General features: G+C 58.4%; 12 protein-coding genes. 10 read left to right on the top strand and 2 right to left on the bottom strand.

Features of this window, described 5'->3' with window-relative positions; translation table 11 throughout:
• Positions 1–87 precede the first annotated feature (87 nt).
• The 8 genes from JH25_RS17960 (at position 88) to JH25_RS17995 (ending at position 15,178) form a co-directional block, all read left to right on the top strand.
• Positions 88–1,212, top strand: coding sequence for a polysaccharide deacetylase family protein (locus JH25_RS17960; RefSeq protein WP_032877682.1), 1,125 nt, complete (start codon positions 88–90; stop codon positions 1,210–1,212).
• A gap of 340 nt (positions 1,213–1,552) precedes the next feature.
• Complete coding sequence (locus JH25_RS17965; RefSeq protein ID WP_032877681.1) at positions 1,553–2,947, top strand: PhoH family protein; 1,395 nt, start codon at positions 1,553–1,555, stop codon at positions 2,945–2,947.
• Between the two features lie 299 nt (positions 2,948–3,246).
• On the top strand, positions 3,247–6,975 hold the full coding sequence (locus tag JH25_RS17970; RefSeq protein ID WP_032877679.1) for an autotransporter domain-containing protein: 3,729 nt from the start codon (positions 3,247–3,249) through the stop codon (positions 6,973–6,975).
• Positions 6,976–7,099: 124 nt separating this feature from the next.
• A complete protein-coding gene (gene moaC, locus JH25_RS17975) occupies positions 7,100–7,573 on the top strand; it encodes a cyclic pyranopterin monophosphate synthase MoaC (RefSeq protein WP_032877677.1) in 474 nt (157 codons plus the stop codon).
• Positions 7,570–7,812, top strand: coding sequence for a molybdopterin converting factor subunit 1 (gene moaD / locus JH25_RS17980; protein WP_032877676.1), 243 nt, complete (start codon positions 7,570–7,572; stop codon positions 7,810–7,812). Before moaC ends, moaD begins: the two co-directional genes overlap by 4 nt.
• Positions 7,813–7,814: 2 nt before the next feature.
• Positions 7,815–8,267, top strand: a complete 453-nt coding sequence (gene moaE / locus JH25_RS17985; RefSeq protein ID WP_032877675.1) for a molybdopterin synthase catalytic subunit MoaE — start codon at positions 7,815–7,817, stop codon at positions 8,265–8,267.
• 129 nt (positions 8,268–8,396) lie between these two features.
• A complete protein-coding gene (locus tag JH25_RS17990; protein WP_032877674.1) occupies positions 8,397–10,412 on the top strand; it encodes a hypothetical protein in 2,016 nt (671 codons plus the stop codon).
• A gap of 35 nt (positions 10,413–10,447) precedes the next feature.
• Positions 10,448–15,178: an RHS repeat domain-containing protein gene (locus JH25_RS17995; RefSeq protein ID WP_032877673.1), complete on the top strand. Its 4,731-nt coding sequence runs from the start codon at positions 10,448–10,450 to the stop codon at positions 15,176–15,178.
• A 65-nt stretch (positions 15,179–15,243) separates the two neighbouring features.
• Here JH25_RS17995 and rhlB read toward each other — a convergent pair whose 3' ends face one another.
• Together rhlB and JH25_RS18005 are read right to left on the bottom strand one after the other, a co-directional pair.
• A complete protein-coding gene (rhlB, locus tag JH25_RS18000) occupies positions 15,244–16,710 on the bottom strand; it encodes an ATP-dependent RNA helicase RhlB (RefSeq protein ID WP_032877672.1) in 1,467 nt (488 codons plus the stop codon).
• A gap of 95 nt (positions 16,711–16,805) precedes the next feature.
• Positions 16,806–17,462 carry an alpha/beta hydrolase gene (locus JH25_RS18005; protein ID WP_032877671.1) on the bottom strand — a complete coding sequence of 219 codons (657 nt, stop codon included), beginning with the start codon at positions 17,460–17,462 and terminating at the stop codon, positions 16,806–16,808.
• A 346-nt stretch (positions 17,463–17,808) separates the two neighbouring features.
• Here JH25_RS18005 and JH25_RS18010 point away from each other — a divergent pair, with 346 nt between their 5' ends.
• Positions 17,809–18,840: an amino acid ABC transporter substrate-binding protein gene (locus tag JH25_RS18010; protein WP_032877669.1), complete on the top strand. Its 1,032-nt coding sequence runs from the start codon at positions 17,809–17,811 to the stop codon at positions 18,838–18,840.
• A gap of 72 nt (positions 18,841–18,912) precedes the next feature.
• Positions 18,913–20,094 (top strand): amino acid ABC transporter permease, encoded by a 1,182-nt coding sequence (locus JH25_RS18015; protein ID WP_032877668.1) that lies wholly within the window; start codon positions 18,913–18,915, stop codon positions 20,092–20,094.
• Positions 20,095–20,104: the final 10 nt, after the last annotated feature.

The raw sequence follows: 20,104 nt of genomic DNA, 5'->3' as shown, positions 1-20,104 counted from the left end.
AGGGGTTGGGGCGTTTGGACTCCACCTATGATGGCGATAGATGCGATCCGCTATGATGGGCGGTAACTCTGGAAAGGAAGACCCCGTGTGCGATTAGCGCTTTTATTGTCGGCTTGCCTGCTGTGCGTCACCGCCCAAGCGGCGCCGGTGGATGTCGCCAGCCTAGACCGTAGCACCTGGCCGGAAAAACTCAGCAGCCCGGCGCTGTTCGATGTGGCTTCGCGGGCAGAAATCCTGATGTTTGCCCACGGCCTGCTTGCCAGCGAAGCCTTGGACGAAAGCGCGCTCAAGCAACGCCTGGGGCTGAAGATCATCAACCTGGCGGCCATCGACGACCTGCGCCGCCAGCTCTGGCAACGGCTGTTGGAGAACTACAGCTTCGCCCAGCAAAGCTGCGAGGAAGATGCTTCGTTCTGCTACCTGGTGGAAAACATGGACGACCTGCGCGAGCAGGCCGGCAAGTTCGAGGTCAGTGACAACTCGTTCTATATAGGCTGGGCCGCACCCAGCCGGCACTTTCATGAGCGCTATCTGGATGAGCTGCTGCGCAAGGCTGCGCTGTTCCCGCAGATCAGCAGCGAAGTGGCGCGTTTCGGCGACCATGAGCGCAATGGCGACGAGCTCAACGATCGCATGTTCCTGCTGACCTTCGACGGCGGCCCGGCGTTGGTGGGCGGTAATACCGACTGGCTCACCGACTGCCTGCGCAAGCAGAAGATGAACGCCACGTTCTTCGCCCTCGGCAGCAGTTTGCAAAGTCGTGTGGAGCGCAGTTCTGTCGCGGATGTGCAGGCGCTGTACCAAGGGCAGTGCGTAGGTATCCAGGGTTGGCAATACCGTTCCCATAGCCATTGGGTCGACTGGCAAAGCTCCATCACCCGCAGTGCCGCGCTGGTACAGAACCTGATGCCGGAAAACTATGTGCCGCTGTTCCGACCGCCTTATGGGCAGCGTCGTGCGGACAGCCAGGGGTTCTTCCAGCAGCAGGGTTTGCAGGTGGCGTTGTGGGACATCGATTCCCAGGACGATCCGGGCAAACTCAAGGCCGAGGAATCGGCGCAGCGGGTGCTGACGCTGATGCTGCTGTGGCGCAAAGGCGTAATTGCGTTTCACGACACCCAGGACAAGGCGCGGGTGGCAATACCGATAGTGTTGCAGGCAACGGCGCAGAGTGGTTTGGGTTGGCAGGAGTGTCGCGAGGCATTTCGCTGAAAATCCCCGGCCCCGTTGGGGATGAGGCATTTCTGGGGTGATTTGCTGCGACATTTCGATGCAGGCGGACTTCCGACTTTAACGGGGTGGCTGGCACTCGGCTAGTGCTATTCGTCATCCTGAAAAATAAACTTCAAAAAAGCGTCAAAGTGCTTTTTCCTGTCATGGGTTTTGCGGTATTACGAAGTCAGACCGCCGAACCCTGCAACACAGGTGGCGTCTTCCAAGACTCCTCATGTGGGCACTGCACTTGACGTCACTCAGGTGTGGTCGGTGGTCGAATCGAGGCGCAGCACCGCCCAGGTATTGCGTCGACTGGCTCCCACAAAGGTGACCGAGTATGGATGATCATGGACGTACCCCTTCTTCCGACCAGCCAATCCTTTACGTGCTTGATACCAACGTATTGATCCACGATCCAAACGCACTGCTTAACTTCGAAGAACACCACGTCGCCATCCCGATGATCGTGCTTGAGGAGCTCGACAAACTCAAAAGCGGCCACCACAGCGTCGCCGCCGAATGCCGCCAGGCCATCCGTCTGATCGACAAGACCCTGGGCGAAGCCTCGCCCGAGGACGTTGAGGTCGGTGTGCCGATCCAGCGTGGCAAAAGCGGGCCCAAGGGCTTGCTGTCGATCCTGATGAGCAAGCGCAGCGAGCCCAACAGCCTGCTGCCGGAAAACCTGAACGACAACAAAATCATCAACCAATTGATCGACCTGCACGCTCGCGACAAGGACCTGCGCGTAGTGCTGGTGACCAAAGACATCAATATGCGCCTCAAGGCACGAGCGTGTGGGATCGCTGCCGAGGACTACAGCACCGACCAGCTAGTCGACGACGTGTCGATGCTGTCGCGGGGTTATCACATGATGACCGGTTCGTTCTGGGACCGTGTCAGCAAGGTCGAGACCCGTCAGGACCATGGCCGCACCTGGCACCAGGTACAGCTGATCGACAACCTGCCGGCCGTGCATATCAATGAATTCATCGTCGACGAACAAGGCTTCGTGGGCTGGATCAAAGAGATCCAGGTCGACAAGCTGCTGATTCTCGACCTGCATCAGGAACCCCTGTTGCACCAGGAAGCCTGGGGCCTGAAACCGCGTGATATCTACCAAAGCCTGGCGCTGTACGCGCTGCTCGACCCGGACATCCACTTGGTCAACCTGACCGGCGCCGCAGGCTCGGGCAAAACCATCCTCGCCCTGGCCGCTGCCATCGAACAGACCATGGTGACCAAGCGCTACCGCCGCATCATCGCCACGCGCAGTGTGCAGGGCCTGGACCAGGAAATCGGCTTTTTGCCCGGCACCGAAGCGGAAAAAATGGAGCCGTGGCTGGGGGCGATCACCGACAACCTCGAAGCCTTGCACATGGATGACGAAAACACCCATGGCAGCGTCGATTACATCCTCAGCAAAGTGCCGTTGCAGTTCAAATCCCTCAACTACATCCGAGGTCGCAGCTTCCAGCAGAGCCTGATCCTGATCGATGAATGCCAGAACCTTACCCCGCACCAGATGAAAACCATCATCACCCGTGCCGGCGCCGGTTCCAAAGTGGTGTGCCTGGGCAACCTGGCACAGATCGACACCCCTTACCTGTCCGCGACCAGCTCCGGGCTGACCTACCTGACGGAACGTTTCAAAGACTTCCCCAACGGCGTGCATATCGCGCTGCAAGGGGTGCCTCGTTCGATTCTGGCTGAATACGCCGAGTCCCACCTGTAACTAACAAGTGGCTAAATGCCACGAACCGCCCCGGATGTTTCACGAAATCCGGGGTTTTTGTTGTGTGCGACATTTGCCTGCGATAACGCGCCCTGGGTGCTTGTGGTTTTTGTAATTATTTTGTTACATTTTTTCTCGCGGTAGAAATAATAAAAACACTCCACAACCCGTCGGAGCGCCACCTCCTTGATTCGACGAACCTTTTGAAGACCTATCTAGGGTTTTCACCGTGACCCTGCCTATTACAAAAGCCCGAAATATCGCTCATTGACGACGCACATATCCAAAGGGAAAGGAAAATGGACGTAGCAGGTAATGGCTTCACTTTGTCGCAACGCAAGCACGCCACTCGTTTCAAGCAGATACCCCTGGCACCTATCGCGCTCGGTCTGGCCCTCTGGCTGGGCCAGGGCTCATTGGCCTGGGCGGACGACAATCCCTACACCTCCCAGGTACTGGAGTCGGCATTTCGCAAAGCCGTCGCCTCGTTCGGCCCCGACACTGAGGTGTACAAGAACCTGCGGTTTGCCTACGCGGATATCGTCGACCTGGCGGCCAAGGACTTCGCCGCCCAGTCCGGCAAGTTCGATTCGGCCCTCAAGCAGAACTACGAACTACAGCCTGAAAACCTCACCATCGGCGCCATGCTCGGCGATACCCGGCGCCCGCTGGACTACACCTCGCGCCTGGATTACTACCGCAGCCGGCTGTTCAGCAACAATGGTCGCTACACCACCAATATTCTCGATTTCTCCAAGGCCATCATCGCCAACCTGCCGGCCGCCAAGCCCTATACCTACGTAGAGCCGGGTGTGAGCAGCAATCTCACTGGGCAACTGAACGCCGGGCAATCCTGGGCTGGCGCAACCCGTGACTGGAGCGCTAACGCGCAAACCTGGAAAACCCCGGAAGCCCAGGTCAACTCTGGCCTGGACCGCACCAACGCGTATTACGCCTATGCCCTGGGCATCACCGGCAAGGGTGTGAATGTCGGCGTGCTCGACTCGGGCATCCTTACCCGGCACTTCGAGTTTCAGGGCAAGAATGCCCTGGGCCAGGACCGGGTACAGGCGGTGACATCCACTGGCGAGTACTACGCCACCCATCCGCGTTACCGTCTTGAAGTGCCCAGCGGCGAGTTCAAGCAGGGTGAACATTTCAGTATTCCCGGTGAGTATGACCCGGCGTTCAATGATGGCCACGGTACGGAAATGTCGGGTGTGCTCGGCGCCAGCCGCAACGGCACCGGTATGCACGGAATCGCCTTCGATGCGAATATCTTTGTCGCCAACACCGGCGGCAGCGACAACGATCGGTACCAAGGCTCCAACGACCTCGACTACAACGCGTTCATGGCCAGCTACAACGCCCTGGCGGCGAAGAACGTGTCGATCGTCAACCAGAGCTGGGGGCAAAGCTCGCGCGATGACGTGGAGAACCACTTTGGCAATGTCGGCGACAGCGCCGCGCAAAACCTGCGTGACATGACCGCCGCCTATCGCCCGTTCTGGGACAAGGCCCACGCCGGGCACAAAACCTGGATGGACGCCATGGCCGACGCGGCCCGCCAGAACACCTTTATCCAGATCATCTCGGCGGGCAACGACAGCCACGGTGCCAACCCGGACACCAACGCCAACCTGCCATTTTTCAAGCCGGATATCGAAGGCAAGTTCCTCGCGATCACCGGCTATGACGAGACCAGCGCCCAGGTCTACAACCGCTGCGGCACCTCGAAGTGGTGGTGTGTAATGGGCGTATCGGGCATCCCGTCTGCCGGGCCTGAGGGCGAAATCATCCCGAATGCCAATGGTACCTCCGCGGCGGCGCCGAGCGTTTCCGGAGCCTTGGCCTTGGTGATCCAGCGCTTTCCCTACATGACCGCCAGCCAGGCGCGGGATGTGTTGCTCACCACCTCCAGCCTGCAGGCGCCGGACGGTGCGGACACGCCCGTGGGCGAGCTGACGGGAGGGCGCACCTACGACAACCTGCAACCGGTGCATGATGCCGCGCCGGGAACGCCGCAAGTGCCGGGTGTGGTCAGCGGATGGGGTCTGCCCAATCTGCAAAAAGCGATGCAAGGGCCGGGGCAGTTCCTTGGCGCCGTGGCGGTAGCCTTGCCTACCGGTACCCGCGATATCTGGGCCAACCCGATTTCCGATGAAGCCATTCGCGCCCGCCGTGTGGAAGACGCTACCGAGCAGGCCACCTGGGCGGCGACCAAGCAGCAGAAGGGCTGGCTCAATGGCCTGCCCACCAATGCCTCGGCCGATGATCAGTTCGAATACGAGATCGGCCATGCCCGGGAACAGGCGACGCTCACTCGTGGCCAGGACTTGCTCACCGGCGCCACTTACGTCGGTAGCCTGGTCAAGTCCGGTGACGGCGAGTTGGTGTTGGAAGGGCAGAACACCTATTCAGGTAGCACCTGGGTGCGCGGTGGCAAATTGTCGGTGGACGGTGCGTTGACCTCTGCCGTGACGGTGGATGGCAGTGCCGTGGGCACGCGTAATGCGGACAATGGCGTGGTGACCACCTTGGGCGGCACCCTGGCCGGCACCGGCACGGTGGGCGCCTTGACCGTCAACAATGGCGGGCGCGTGGCACCAGGGCATTCGATTGGCACGCTGCGTACCGGCGACGTGACCTTCAACCCTGGCTCGGTGTATGCCGTCGAAGTCGGTACCAGTGGCCGCAGCGACCAAATCCAGAGCAGCGGGGTTGCAACCCTTAATGGCGGTGTGGTGACCGTGTCTTTAGAGAACAGCCCCAACCTGCTGTCCGCCACTGAGGCGCGTAGCTTGCTGGGCCAGCAGTTCAACATCCTCAGCGCCAGCCAGGGTATCAATGGCCAGTTTGCGGCGTTCGCGCCCAACTACCTGTTTATCGGCACGCAACTCGCTTACCAACCGAACCAACTGACCCTGGCGATAGCGCGCAACCAGACCACCTTCGCCAGCGTCGCGCAAACCCGCAACGAACGGGCTGTGGCGACGGCGGCCGAGAAGCTGGGCGCCGGCAGCCCGGTTTACGAAAGCCTGTTGGCTTCCGATTCCGCCGCACAGGCTCGGGATGCATTCAAGCAGTTGTCGGGGCAGCTGCATTCTGATGTTGCGGCAGCGCAAATGGCCGACAGTCGATACCTTCGCGAAGCGGTCAATGCTCGTCTGCAACAGGCCCAGGCACTGGATTCCAGCGCGCAGATCGATAGCCGTGACAACGGCGGCTGGGTGCAGCTGCTCGGTGGGCGCAATAACGTCAGCGGTGACAACAACGCCAGTGGCTACTCTTCGTCCACCAGTGGGGTGTTGCTGGGGCTGGATACCGAGGTCAGCGACGGCTGGCGCGTGGGGGCGGCGACCGGTTATACCCAGAGCCACCTCAATGGCCAGTCTGCTTCGGCGGACAGCGACAACTATCACCTGTCGGTGTATGGCGGTAAGCGCTTCGAGGCGATCGCCTTACGCCTGGGCGGCGCTACCACCTGGCACCGTCTGGATACTTCGCGGCGGGTTGCTTACGCCAACCAGTCGGACTATGCCAAGGCCGATTACAATGCGCGCACCGACCAAGTGTTTGCCGAGATCGGCTACACCCAATGGAACCCATTCGAACCCTTCGCCAACCTCACGTACCTGAACTACCAGAGCGACTCGTTCAAGGAAAAAGGCGGCGCCGCTGCTTTGCACGCCAGCAAGCAAAGCCAGGACGCGACGCTATCTACGGTGGGCCTGCGTGCGCATACGCAGTTGCCGCTCAGCTCCACCTCGGCAGTGACGTTGCGCGGTGAGCTGGGTTGGGAGCATCAGTTCGGTGATACCGATCGCGAAGCCTCGCTGAAGTTTGCCGGCAGCGACACTGCTTTTGCCGTTAATAGCGTACCCGTCGCCCGGGACGGCGCGGTGATCAAGGCCAGTGCGGAAATGGCCTTGACCAAAGACACCCTGGTGTCGCTGAACTACAGCGGCTTGCTGTCCAATCGCGGTAACAACAACGGGATCAACGCCGGGTTTACCTTCCGTTTCTAACCCGGCAGCGGTGTCCTGTGGCGAGGGAGCTTGCTCCCGCGCCACAGTCATCTATGGAATAAACAGCCCTGCGCAAATTTGACCCACAGGTTTACAATCGCTGCTCCTGATCAGGAGTATTGCTGTGCTGACTCATCTCGATTCCCAAGGTCGTGCCCATATGGTCGACGTCACCGACAAAGCCGTGACGTTCCGTGAGGCCGTGGCCGAAGCGCGGGTGCGCATGTTGCCCGAAACCCTGACAATGATTGTCGACGGCGCCCACCCCAAGGGCGACGTATTTGCGGTGGCTCGCATTGCCGGGATCCAGGCGGCGAAAAAAACCAGTGACTTGATCCCCCTGTGCCACCCGCTGATGCTCACCGGGGTCAAGGTCGAACTGCGCGCCGATGGCGTGGATGCCGTGCATATCCTGGCGCGCTGCAAACTCTCAGGCCAGACCGGCGTGGAGATGGAGGCATTGACTGCCGCCAGCGTCGCGGCACTGACGATCTACGACATGTGCAAGGCCGTGGACCGTGGCATGACCATCGAAAGCATTCGCCTGCTGGAAAAGCTTGGCGGTAAAAGCGGGCATTTCAAGGCGGACCCGGTATGAGTATCAACGTGCTGTTTTTTGCCCGTTACGCCGAAGCGGTAGGCTTTGACTCTCTGGAGATGGAGGGTGATTTCGCCACCGTCGATGCTGTGCGCCTGGCGCTGGCCGCTGACCCGGAGTTTGCAGTGCTCAACGAGAGCAGCCTGATGTGCGCACGCAATGAAGAACTGTGCGGCCTTGATGAACCGGTGCAAGCGGGTGACGAAGTCGCATTTTTCCCGCCCGTAACCGGAGGCTGAGCATGACCATTCGTGTGCAGGTCGAAGCCTTTGATCCGGGCGCCGAAGTCAACGCCATGCACGCGGCCAATGTGGGCGTAGGCGCGGTGGTGAGTTTTGTCGGTTATGTGCGTGACTTCAATGACGGGCGCGAGGTGTCGGGGATGTTTCTTGAACACTACCCCGGCATGACCGAAAAAGCCCTGACCAAGATCGTCTTGGAAGCCGAGCAGCGTTGGCCGTTGCTCAAGTTGGAGGTGCTGCATCGCATCGGCACGCTGGAGCCGGGAGAGCCGATTGTGTTTGTCGCTGCGGCCAGTGCGCATCGGCAGGCGGCCTTTGATGCGTGTGCGTTTGTGATGGATTACCTGAAGACGCGGGCGCCGTTTTGGAAGAAGGAAAATACCCCGGACGGCCCGCGTTGGGTGGAAGGGCGGCACAGTGATCATGCGGCGGCGGATCGCTGGAAGCCATAGCTTATACAGGGCTGCTAACCGATAGCGATATTAAAAATGGATCTATCGAACTGTCAGATCTGACAGTTGTTTCGCCCCCCCTCTGCAGGTTCTGATGGTATCAGGGCTAACTTAATGAAGGGGTGGGACATGGTCGCGCAACCAAGCAAGTGCCGTTTGTCGAGGTTCAGCATCAGTCGTCCTGCCAATACGGAGGCGGCGAATGGGCTCTATGCCAACGGACGCCATCAGTGTGAAGTCCTCATTGACGTTATTAAAGAAGTCAGTGGCGCTGGCGACGAGTGGGTCCGTGTGCACTTAACTGATGAGGAGCGCGCCAGTGTCACCCTTGTTGAATGGTCAGAACATGGCAATCAAACGCTCGCTCCCGGGTGGAGCTGCGATGTAGAAAAAAATCAATTCACTCTTGGACTTTGGCGGGACAAATCACAGCAGCAGGAACCGATCAACGACTTGGTAGAGCGTGTTGAGCGTTCCTCAGAAGCTCCTATCAAGCGCTACTTGCGTTGCGACCCGGGCGCACCCATCGGGCCAGCAGTATTTATGGCGTGTGTGACGATTGAAAGTTGTATTTACACAACTTACAGCTTCAGAGATGAAGCTGCTCTTGAGTCTTTTGTCACCCTTAGCCCGGTCCGTCCCATGAGCTGGGATGCAGACGATATGGATCTCTATGTAGATTATCTTGCCTACTCCAGTGCACCGCCTTATCGCACGTCGGTGGATGTTTACTACTGGACACCTCCAGGCGGCTTGTGGGTGGTAAAAAACATGGGCTTTGATAGTCCGCTGAGTTTGCCTGGGGAGGGTAAGGATTTTCAGAGCGTTTTATCGTGGCATTCACCTCTTGATAACACTTCTTCAAGTAGGGTGGGAACATTTATAAATAAGGACGAGTTGGACTCGACACTTCATCTGCATGAGATTGATGCAGGGCTTCCTGCGCCATCGCCCAACCCCTTGATACCGTTTAACAAAAGACCGACTGTGCTGCGTGCGATCAGGTTGAAGTCTGCGCTGGTGCCTGCGAGTCGCGACACCAAGAGTTTTTGGCGGGTATTGGATAACTATGGCAATGAGCAAAAGTTTTTAGTGAAACAGATAGATTCAATGAACCTGCCTGGCGTTCCATTTTTTAAATTGACCGGTGAGATCGTTCGGACGCTGAGGGTCACTCATTTTAAAATCATGTTGCCCGGTGGCGGGACTTTTACCGATGAGCTCTATGCCAATAGTCGTCATCAATGCAAGGTGGTTGTTGAGGTTGCTATTGAACAGCGACAAACCGATGGGTATTGGCTGCCTGTCAGGCTTTCGGAAGCGGAGCGTAATGGCTTGACCGTTACGCTCTACTCGCCAAATGTCAATGAGCCGCTTCCAGAAGGTTGGAGCTGTGATAAGGAGAAAAACATTTACGATACGGGTCTCTGGCGTACACGTATCGATGAGGTAAGGCCGGATCAAAAACCAGAAGCCGTGACCGGGCACGCTCAGCGACAAGTCGAGATCGTAGATCGCTATTTACGTGTGGATCCGAGTGTGCCCATCGACGAGCGCAGATTCATGGCGTCTATCGAGATAAGTGGTGTGACTTACACGACTAACTACAGTGATGGTGATGTTGCATTTGACTCGTATGTGGTTGTTCGCCCGGTACGGCTTTATCAGTTGCGCGTAGAGAATCTGACTAGATACCATGATAAGGATGCCTATCATGATGAATATTACGATGTTGATGTTTACTACTGGTCTCCACCAGCAGGATTGCACTTTCTTGTGAACAAAGGCCTTGATGCGCCATTGTCAGTTATTAAGGAAGGTCTGAATTTTCAGACATCATATTTTAATAAGATGGGGGCTGGGTATTATTATAAAGGTGGGGTAGTGATCAATAAAGATATTGTTGGTCCGGTGGTTGTGCTCGATGATATTGTTCTAGGTGCGCCTCATGGGAATGAAAAAGTTATTTGGTTTAATATGCGGCCTACCATAATGCGTGCTGTTGTAGCTCGCGTGACGGCGCCATCACCAGGGTCTGGTGATACGGAAAGTCAATGGCGCCTTTTGGATAATTATGGCTGTGAGCATGTTTTTAGATTACGGAAGTTTTGGGACGGGCTTGAACTTGAATTGGTGGACGGTTAGTTGAATGATATTCATGTTTGGTGATGAGGTTTTGTATGGATATTTATTCTCAGGCGTTCAATTTTGATACCCGTTTTGGCGCTGGAGTAGACCCACGCACCGGCCAATACTTTTGTCGAATTCAGTTGGCCACCTTATACCCGCAAGGCCCGCTGGAGGTCAGTAGAACGATCGCGCTGTCATTCTCCATGATGAACATCGAGTCGGGTGTTTATGGGACTGGCTGGCGGATCAGCAATACCGAGTTTGATAGCGCTCGTTCTATGCTCACGCTGCTTACCGGCGAGCAATTCAAAACCCAGAGCCTGCCCTCTGCGGGCGGAACACTGGTGATCAAGGATCGCAAGCTTGCCGACCTGGTGGTCCAGCGGCCCGATGCCACGACGCTTCATGTGATTTACAAGGACGGTACCGTCGAGATATTGAAGCGTACGGGCAGCACCACGCCCTATCGTATTGATGCTATCCAGTTTGAAAACGGTGAGCGTCTGAAATGGGAGTATGCGCCGGGTGGTTCTCTTGAGCGTATTCTGGATCATGATCAGCAAGTGCTGCTGTTGTTGACCTATTCCAATGGGCGCTTGGTACGCAGTGATACGCGAGTCGACGGAGGACGTTATGCGCGTATCACCTTCACCCAATCGAACGCTCGGGTGACCGGTTTCACCGCTCCTTATGACAGTCGCGAATCTCCTCCCGGCGCAGGCTATGTATTGGAGTACGGACAAGCCTTTCGCAACGGCATGATTGCTATCCGTCGGGTGCGCTCACCGATGGGTGGTGACGAGTTGATCAACTACGCCGAAAACGGCCATCAGTATGCCAATGGTCAATACATCCCTCGCGTCACCAGTTGGGTCCATACACCCGCTGCCGGTCAGCCCGGCATGTCACGTACCTATAGTTACAGCCCAAGCAGGAATTTCACTGGCTATCCCTTTTCAGGCGGTTTTCGTGAGGGCGAAGACAACCTGTACCTGATAGGCAGTAAGTATGACTATTGGACGGAAGAGACCCGCATCGATAACACAACCCATGAGGCACCGCTGAGCGTTACGCGTACCACCTACAACAAATTCCACCTGCTGGCCGAGGAACAGGTCCTGCGCGAAGGCACCCTGACTACCAGGACCATTGAATATAACGTGAGCCCAGGGCTCTTCCCGGACCAGCCTCCCAACCTCCAGCTGCCAAAAATTCTCACCACGTGTTACGCGTTGGTGGCGGGTGGTGCGGAACGGGTGGTCAAGCTCGAGAGTGAGACTGACGACTACGGTAACGAGCTAAGCCGTACTGAGGCCTCCGGGGTTCGCATTGAATACAGCTATTACCCGATCAAAGGCGAGGCGGGTAAATGCCCGGCCGACCCTCATGATTTGTTTCAGCGTTACGTCAAGCAAGAGCGCCTTATCCCCGCGGAAGGCACGCCTGCCGCCCGACTCACCGAGTACACCCATACCCGTGTGCCACATATGGGTAGCAGCTACTTTGTCGTGCAGGAGTCGGTCACTCAGGCTGGTGTATTCAGCACACAGCAAACCTACTACGACACGCCAGCCGAGCTGGTTGGCCGGTTGAAAAGCACCACGTCTACCATTGATGGCCTGCAATTAGTCAGCAATTACGATTACACCGTCACCGGCGACACGCTGAGCGAAACTCGCCGGCTATTGGGGCGTGAGGGCCACTGGCTGGAGTCAGTGCGCACGCACTCTCTGGTCGACAGGCGCTTACTGTTGATGAGCCGGGACGGAGGGGCAACGCTGGTCACCGCGTACGATGTCGCAGGACGATTGACGGCGCAGACAGCCTCGCCAGGTGAGCCGCAGGAGGCCAGCCGTCGTTTTGTTTATCACTATGCAGCGTCAGGGAAACGCGCTCATTTGGTGATGACTGATGCGCAAGGCCGCAGTACCGTCACTTACTTCGACGGGGCAGGACGGCCAGTTGCCGAGGCATTGTTACTGGAGAATGGCGCAAAGGAGCAGCCCCTCGGGACCTGGCGCTACGATGCCCTTGGGCAAACGGTGGAACGGACTCATATTGATTATCTGCCGGATGGCGAGCGTGTATTGACCACCGGCTACGCTTATAACGCGTGGGGCAACGCCTGCCGTGTAAGCCGTGCCGATGGCAGCGTGGCGATCGATGAATATGACCCAAGGCTGCACCTGCGTGTAACGGGGGTCGAGGGCGGCGAGCTCCTGGAAACCTATCTGAATGCCCATCATCAGCCGTTCCTGGTAAACCGGGTGGACGCCCTGGGGCAGGTCACTGAAGTGGAGTCATCCCTCTATGACGGCCTGGGGCGCTGCCTGTCACGGGTGGACGTGGACAAGCATCGCACCGTTTACACCTATGACCTGTTCGACCGCGTGTTGACCACCCTCCACACGCCCTCGGATGGCAGCCCTGCGCGGCTGCGCACGGTGGCCTATGCGCATGGAGCCAGCGAGTCGCTGCCCAGTTCAATCAGTATCGATGACAAGCAGGTGGGATCGCGCACCTACGACAGCCTGGGGCGTTTGACTGCTCAGTCCAGGGGCACGGCACCCGCCACCACTTGGCACTATGAGACAAACTGGACCGAACCTGTCGCCGTGGTCTCGGGCAGTGGGCACCGTCAGCAATGGACCTACGACAAGCAGTTGAGCACACCAGGCACGGTCAAAATGGCGGGGCACACGGATAGGCAGTACCGGCATGATCCGGTCAGTGGTCAGCCGACCTATTCAGAAAGCGGCGCGCTCAAACATGAGTTATTCCATGATGTGAACGGCTACCCGGAAAAAGAGATACAGACGGTCCTCGGTAGGCCGCAGACCACGCAGTATGGTTATTCAATCGGCGGGCGTATGTTGCAACACACCACGGATGATGGGCAGCGTAGCGACTTTGAATATGACTCCCTGGGCAGGGTTTGCACGATGACTGCTGGGACGGTAGTCATTGAACAGCGCTATGACATGTTTGCGCGACCAGATGTACTGACCACTCGCTACGCCGATACTGAGGTGGTCACACAGGTGAGTTACGACACCTTGGGGCGGGAGGCGCAGCGGCGCTTTTTGCACAATGGCGTGCTGCTACACGTCATGAGCAGCACTTATCATCCCAACAGCCTGCTGGCCAGTCGCATTGTGCGTGACGCAGCCTCTGAATTGGTGATGGGGGAGACCTTTACCTATGACGCCTTCCTGCGGCTCAAGGATTATGGCTGCGAGGGGCGTGAACATCCCCGGGATTGGCTGGGGCGCGACATCGTTGGGCAGCAATTTAGCTTCGACAGCCTGGATAACATCACAGGCGTCGTGACGACTTTCGCTGACGGCACGCAGGACATCAGCGAGCGGTTTTTCACCGACGCAGACCCCACGCGCCTGACCCGTGTGACCCACTCCAACCCTTTGCAGGATGATGCCCTGACCTATGATGCGGCGGGTAACTTGACCGGGGGGCCAGCAGGGCGAACGTACACCTATAACGGCTATGACCAGTTGACCTGCGTGCAGGAAGGTTCCCAGCAGTGCAGCTACCAGTACGATGCCGAGTCTCGACAAGTCGTGGCGACACGTGACAATGAATCACCGGTGGCCATGGTCTATGCGGCGGATCATCTGGATAGGTTGGTGCAGGGCAGTAGAAAACTGCGTTACTTCAATGCCGGGGGCCAAGTGCAGGCGCGTACCGGCGGCGTCGAGGGGCCGCAGCTGCATCTGAATGACGGTGCCGGTACCGTGCGCGGCGTGGTGGCGCCTGGGCAAGCGCCTGTACAGCGTCATTACGCTCCGTATGGCGAGGGCCAGGTTGTGCCGCAGGACGGCAATGTGCGATCGATGGCGGATCTGCAACTGCCGGCGTTTAACGGCGAGCGTCTGGATGCGGCGGTCGGCCTTTACCATTTGGGCGCGCGTGCCTATGACCCGCGCTTGATGGTATTTCTTTCGGCTGATCCATTGGCGCCTTTTGATGAGGGTGGGATTAACAGCTACGCCTACTGCGCTGGTAACCCGATCAACCTCATCGACCCGAGTGGGCTTTTTCCAAAGTGGCTGGCTTGGGTGCTGACCGGGGTTGCGCTGGCCTTATCGGTGGTGGCGTTCAAGGTTGCAGTGGTCGGGATGGCGGCGGCGCTCGCTAAAGGGGGGGTAAAGGCGGCAAATATTCTGGGCGTCATCGCTACGGGCTCTAGCTCGGTAGGCGGCACGCTGGGGATTACAGGGCTGAGTATCGAGGCCGTCGACAAGCAAATGGGGTGGGATCGTTCGCAGCACATCAAGAACCTTGGATGGGCGTCTTTCGGGTTCTCCAGTGTTGGCGTTGTTGCCAGTGTCGGCCTTTCTGTCACATTGGGGGCTAAAGCTTTTGCAGCCGCAGCGGGCAGGTCATCTGAAAAGACCATTGGATTCTTCTCCAGCCCCCTCGGCAGCGGGCTCGTTGCGGCAGGCAAAAACGCGACGGGGTTGTCTTACTCGCTCGCTGTCCCCGCCAAGATAACCACTGCCAGTCAACTTTTCGGCGGTGCCCGCTCGGTACTCAGATGGACTAACTTCGGTCGTGGCTTGGATGCGCGAATCAAGAGCCTGCAAGCTCAGCCATCGGCCGACGACGAGCAGTCACAGCGCCAGCAGCAGCCACAGCCGCGCCCCATAAGCCTGGGGCTGGCAGACATGCCGGGGAGCAGTTTTCAGTTCTATGGGGAATTTCGAAAAGAGACTATGCGTATTCGTCAGCCTGTCTGGAGTGACCTGGGCGATAGTGACTGATCAGGACAAGACAGTGGGCGCATAAAAAATGCCAGTCAGGCTCGATGACTGGCATTGGTTCCACCTTACGGCCGTTTGCGTTCTACAGCTCGCAGCAAGTGCGTCGGCGGTGTCTCACAGCTGATCTTGCGCCCCAGCAGCGTCTCGATTGACGGCAACTGATACGAGTCATCCTCCCCGGCAAAGCTGATCGACACACCCGCCGCGCCTGCGCGACCGGTACGCCCGATGCGGTGCACATAGTCGTCCGGCACTTCCGGCAAGGTGAAGTTGATCACGTGGCTGATGCCGTCGATGTGAATACCGCGACCGGCTACATCGGTAGCCACCAACACGCGGATCTTGCCTTCGCGGAAGCCTTCCAGGGTCTTGATGCGCTTGTGCTGCGGCACGTCGCCCGACAGTTGCGCAGCATTGACGCCGTCGCGCACAAGGCGTTCTTCGATGCGGCGCACTTCGTCCTTGCGGTTGGCAAAGACCATCACGCGTTCCCAGCCATTGTCGTTGACCAGGTTGTAGAGCAGCTTGTACTTGTCGGCACCGGCCACGGCGTAGATATGTTGCTCGACGTTTTCACTGGCAACGTTCAGCGCCTCGATCTCGACGATCGACGGGTCGGTGGTCCACTGTTTGGCGAGGTTCATCACGTCTTCGGTGAAGGTCGCGGAGAACAGCAGGGTCTGGCGCTCGGTTTTCGGCGGCGTCTGGCGAATGATCTGGCGCACTTGCGGGATAAAGCCCATGTCGAGCATGCGGTCGGCTTCGTCCAGCACCATCACTTCGACCATATCCAGGTGTACGTCGCCGCGCTGGTTGAAGTCCAGCAGGCGGCCCGGGGTGGCAACCAAAATGTCGCAGTGGCGGGCTTCGAGGTGCTTGAGCTGTTTGTCGAAGTCCATGCCACCGACGAACGTCATCACGTTGAGGCCGGTGTACTTGGTCAGGTCGGCGGCGTCCTTGGCGATCTGCACCACCAGCTCCCGGGTCGGGGCGATGATCAGCGCGCGCGGTTCACCCATGTAGCGCTCTTTGGGCGGCGGCGTTTGCAGCAGCTGGGTGATGATCGAGATCAGGAATGCGGCGGTCTTGCCGGTACCGGTCTGGGCGCGGCCGATGGCGTCTTTGCCCGCCAGGGTGAAGCCCAGCACCTGCGCCTGGATCGGCGTGCAGTACGGGAAGCCCAGGTCCTGGATGGCGTGCATCAGTTCCGGGGCCAGCTTGAAGTCGTGGAAGCGGGTTTTGCCTTCCTGGGGCTCGACGACGAAGTCTTCGAGTTTCCACGGGGTCACCGGCGGCTTGGGCGCGCGTTCGCGACGAGGTTTGGCCGCAGGTGCTGGGGCGGCCTCGGCAGGCGTTACCTGTTCAGGCGGCGTCACCGTGGGTTTTTTCGGTGAGGCGGCAGGCGCGGTCCGGCCAGGCTGTGGACCGTCATTGCGGTTGCCGGACTTGGGGGCAGGAGCACTGGGAACAGGCGCGAGCGGCTCAGCCTCGCTTTTGCCGAACATCTTCTTGAGTGCTTTGAGCACGGTCATCTCATTAATTGGTTAAGGAATGTACGCCGGCCAGTGTAATGCAAGAATCGGGCGCGGCGTAGTGCGTCTGTCATACGGCTACATAAACGCGGGTTTCAGCGCAGGCGCTCAGCCAGCCAGGTGCCGATATCGCGTATCTCTTCGGGTAACACTTCGTGGCCCATTGGGTATTCCTGCCATGTCACGGTGACACCACGGCTCTTTAAATGCTCGTAGGCGCTACGACCCATGGCGTTCTGCACCACTTCATCGTACTGGCCGTGCAGGCAGAGGGCGGGAATGCGTTGCTGGCTGGCAGACAACTCCAGCTCATCGTCAAAGGTCGGTGCATACGTGGAGAGGGCAATTACGCCACCCAATGGACCTTCCCAGTGTTTGAACGCCGTGTGGAAAACCACTGCGCCACCCTGGGAGAAACCCGCGAGAAAAATTCGCGAAGCGTCTATTCCGGTTCTCTTTTGTGCCTCGATCAAATCCGTGACCATGTTGGCCGAGGTTTCCAGTTCTTCCAGGCTGATCGAACGTGCCGGGCTCATGGCCTTGATGTCGTACCAGCTCGGCATCTCATAACCGCCGTTGATGGTCACCGGGCGCATCGGCGCCTGGGGCAAAACGAAGCGGGTGGTCAGCAAGCTTTCCTGCAGCGCCTCGGCCACCGGCAGGAAGTCGTAGCGATCGGCACCCAGGCCATGCAACCAGATAACGCAGGCGTCTGCGGGCTTGGCGGGCTGAAGAATCAAGGGGTCGGTCATGTCTGCTCCATATATGTGCGCACGCTTGGATTGGGGGCGTCGGGACGGTGCGCGACAGGTTGATCTGTTAAGAGAATGTCGCAAGGTTGAATCTTTTACCACTGAACAGGACGGGCAACGACTCGGCCAGCACTCTGGTACGCGCCTTGCTATGTGTAGGTGGATGTCAGAACTCTCCCAGGGCGGTAACACTATCAGTGACTGCCGCCGGTGGGAAAGCAACTGGAATTACCGCAAAAACCTCATGCTGCTTGACCCCAAAAAAAGCCAACACGGGTCGATATCGCCTCATAAGGGTGCGCTGAGGTTGGAGCTTGGACACAACAAGAGCAACTGGAGGTATGTAATGAAGGTATTGAAGTCCACCCTGGCCATCGTCACAGCGGCGGCTGTACTGGGTGTCAGTGGTTTAGCCCAGGCGGGTGCCACCCTGGATGCCGTGCAGAAAAAAGGCTTTGTGCAATGCGGCGTAAGTGACGGCTTGCCGGGCTTCTCGGTGCCGGATGCCAGCGGCAAGATCCTCGGGATTGACGCTGACTACTGCCGTGCCGTGGCCGCTGCGGTTTTTGGTGACGCCACCAAGGTCAAGTTCAGCCAGTTGAACGCCAAGGAGCGTTTCACCGCGCTGCAATCGGGCGAAGTCGACATCCTGTCGCGCAACACCACCATGACCAGTTCCCGCGATGCGGGCATGGGCCTGAAATTCCCGGGCTTCATCACCTACTACGACGGCATCGGCTTTCTGGTCAACAACAAGCTCGGCGTGAAAAGTGCCAAGGAACTGGACGGTGCAACCATCTGCATCCAGGCGGGTACTACCACTGAGCTGAACGTTTCCGACTACTTCCGCGCCAACAACCTCAAGTACACCCCGATCACCTTCGACACGTCTGATGAAAGCGCCAAGTCGCTGGAATCCGGGCGTTGCGACGTGCTGACTTCCGACAAGTCGCAACTGTTCGCCCAGCGCAGCAAGCTGGCGGCGCCGAAAGACTACGTGGTGCTGCCGGAAACCATTTCCAAGGAACCACTGGGCCCGGTGGTGCGTAACGGTGACGACGAGTGGCTGGCCATCGTGCGCTGGGTGGGCTACGCCATGCTCAACGCCGAAGAGGCCGGTGTGACGTCGAAGAACGTTGAAGCTGAGGCCAAGTCCACCAAGAACCCCGACGTCGCCCGTCTGCTGGGAGCGGATGGTGAATACGGCAAGGACCTGAAAGTGAAGAAGGATTGGGTCGTACAGATCGTCAAGCAAGTGGGTAACTACGGCGAAATGTTCGAGCGCAACCTGGGCAAGAGCACCCCGCTGGAAATCGACCGTGGCCTGAACGCGCTGTGGAACAACGGCGGTATCCAGTACGCACCTCCTGTGCGCTGATCGCTGATGGTTCTATCACCCGGTGGGCCAACCGCCGGGTGATGTTCTGTTCCATTCCTTGCGGGGCATTCCATGCAAAATCTCATCGGCGCACCCAAGCAGAAGCTCAGCTTCAGCGATCCCAAAGTGCGCGCGTGGCTCTTCCAGATCATCACCATTGTGGCGGTGGTCTCGCTGGGCTGGTACCTGTTTCACAACACCCAGACCAACCTGCAACACCGGGGCATCACCTCCGGCTTCGACTTTCTTGAGCGCAGTGCCGGCTTTGGCATCGCGCAGCATTTGATCGACTACACCGAATCGGACAGCTACGCCCGGGTGTTTGTGATCGGCTTGCTCAATACCTTGCTGGTGACGGTCATTGGTGTGGTGCTGGCAACCCTGCTCGGTTTCATCATCGGCGTGGCGCGCCTGTCGCCCAACTGGATGATCAACAAGCTGGCGACGGTCTATGTGGAAGTTTTCCGCAACATTCCGCCGCTGCTGCAGATTCTGTTCTGGTATTTCGCGGTGTTCCTGACCATGCCGGGGCCGCGCAACAGCCATAACTTTGGTGACATGTTCTTCGTCAGCAGCCGTGGCCTGAACATGCCGGCGGCGCTGGCGGCCGATGGGTTCTGGCCGTTTGTCGCCAGTGTGGTGGTCGCTATCGTGGCTATCGTGCTGATGACCCGCTGGGCCAACAAGCGCTTTGAAGCGACAGGCGTACCGTTCCATAAATTCTGGGCGGGCCTGGCGCTATTGATTGTGATCCCGACGTTGTGCGGGTTGACCTTCGGCGCACCGCTGCATTGGGAAATGCCCAGGCTTGCCGGCTTCAACTTCGTCGGCGGCTGGGTACTGATTCCGGAACTGCTGGCATTGACCCTGGCCCTGACCGTGTACACGGCGGCCTTCATTGCGGAGATCGTGCGTTCGGGCATCAAGTCCGTCAGCCATGGCCAGACTGAAGCGGCACGCTCGCTGGGCCTGCGCCCGGGGCCTACGCTACGCAAGGTCATCATCCCGCAAGCCTTGCGCGTGATCATTCCCCCGTTGACCAGCCAATACCTGAACCTGGCGAAAAACTCCTCGTTGGCCGCTGGTATCGGTTATCCGGAAATGGTTTCGCTGTTTGCCGGCACGGTGCTCAATCAGACCGGCCAGGCCATCGAAGTCATTGCCATCACCATGAGCGTGTACCTGGCGATCAGCATCAGCATTTCCCTGCTGATGAACTGGTACAACAAGCGCATTGCGCTGATCGAGCGGTGAGGAAACGCCC

Source organism: Pseudomonas sp. BRG-100, assembly GCF_000737955.1.
Lineage (GTDB): Bacteria > Pseudomonadota > Gammaproteobacteria > Pseudomonadales > Pseudomonadaceae > Aquipseudomonas > Aquipseudomonas synxantha_A.
The sequence above is the reverse complement of the archived record's forward strand: the minus strand, read 5'-3'. Positions and strand labels throughout refer to the sequence as shown.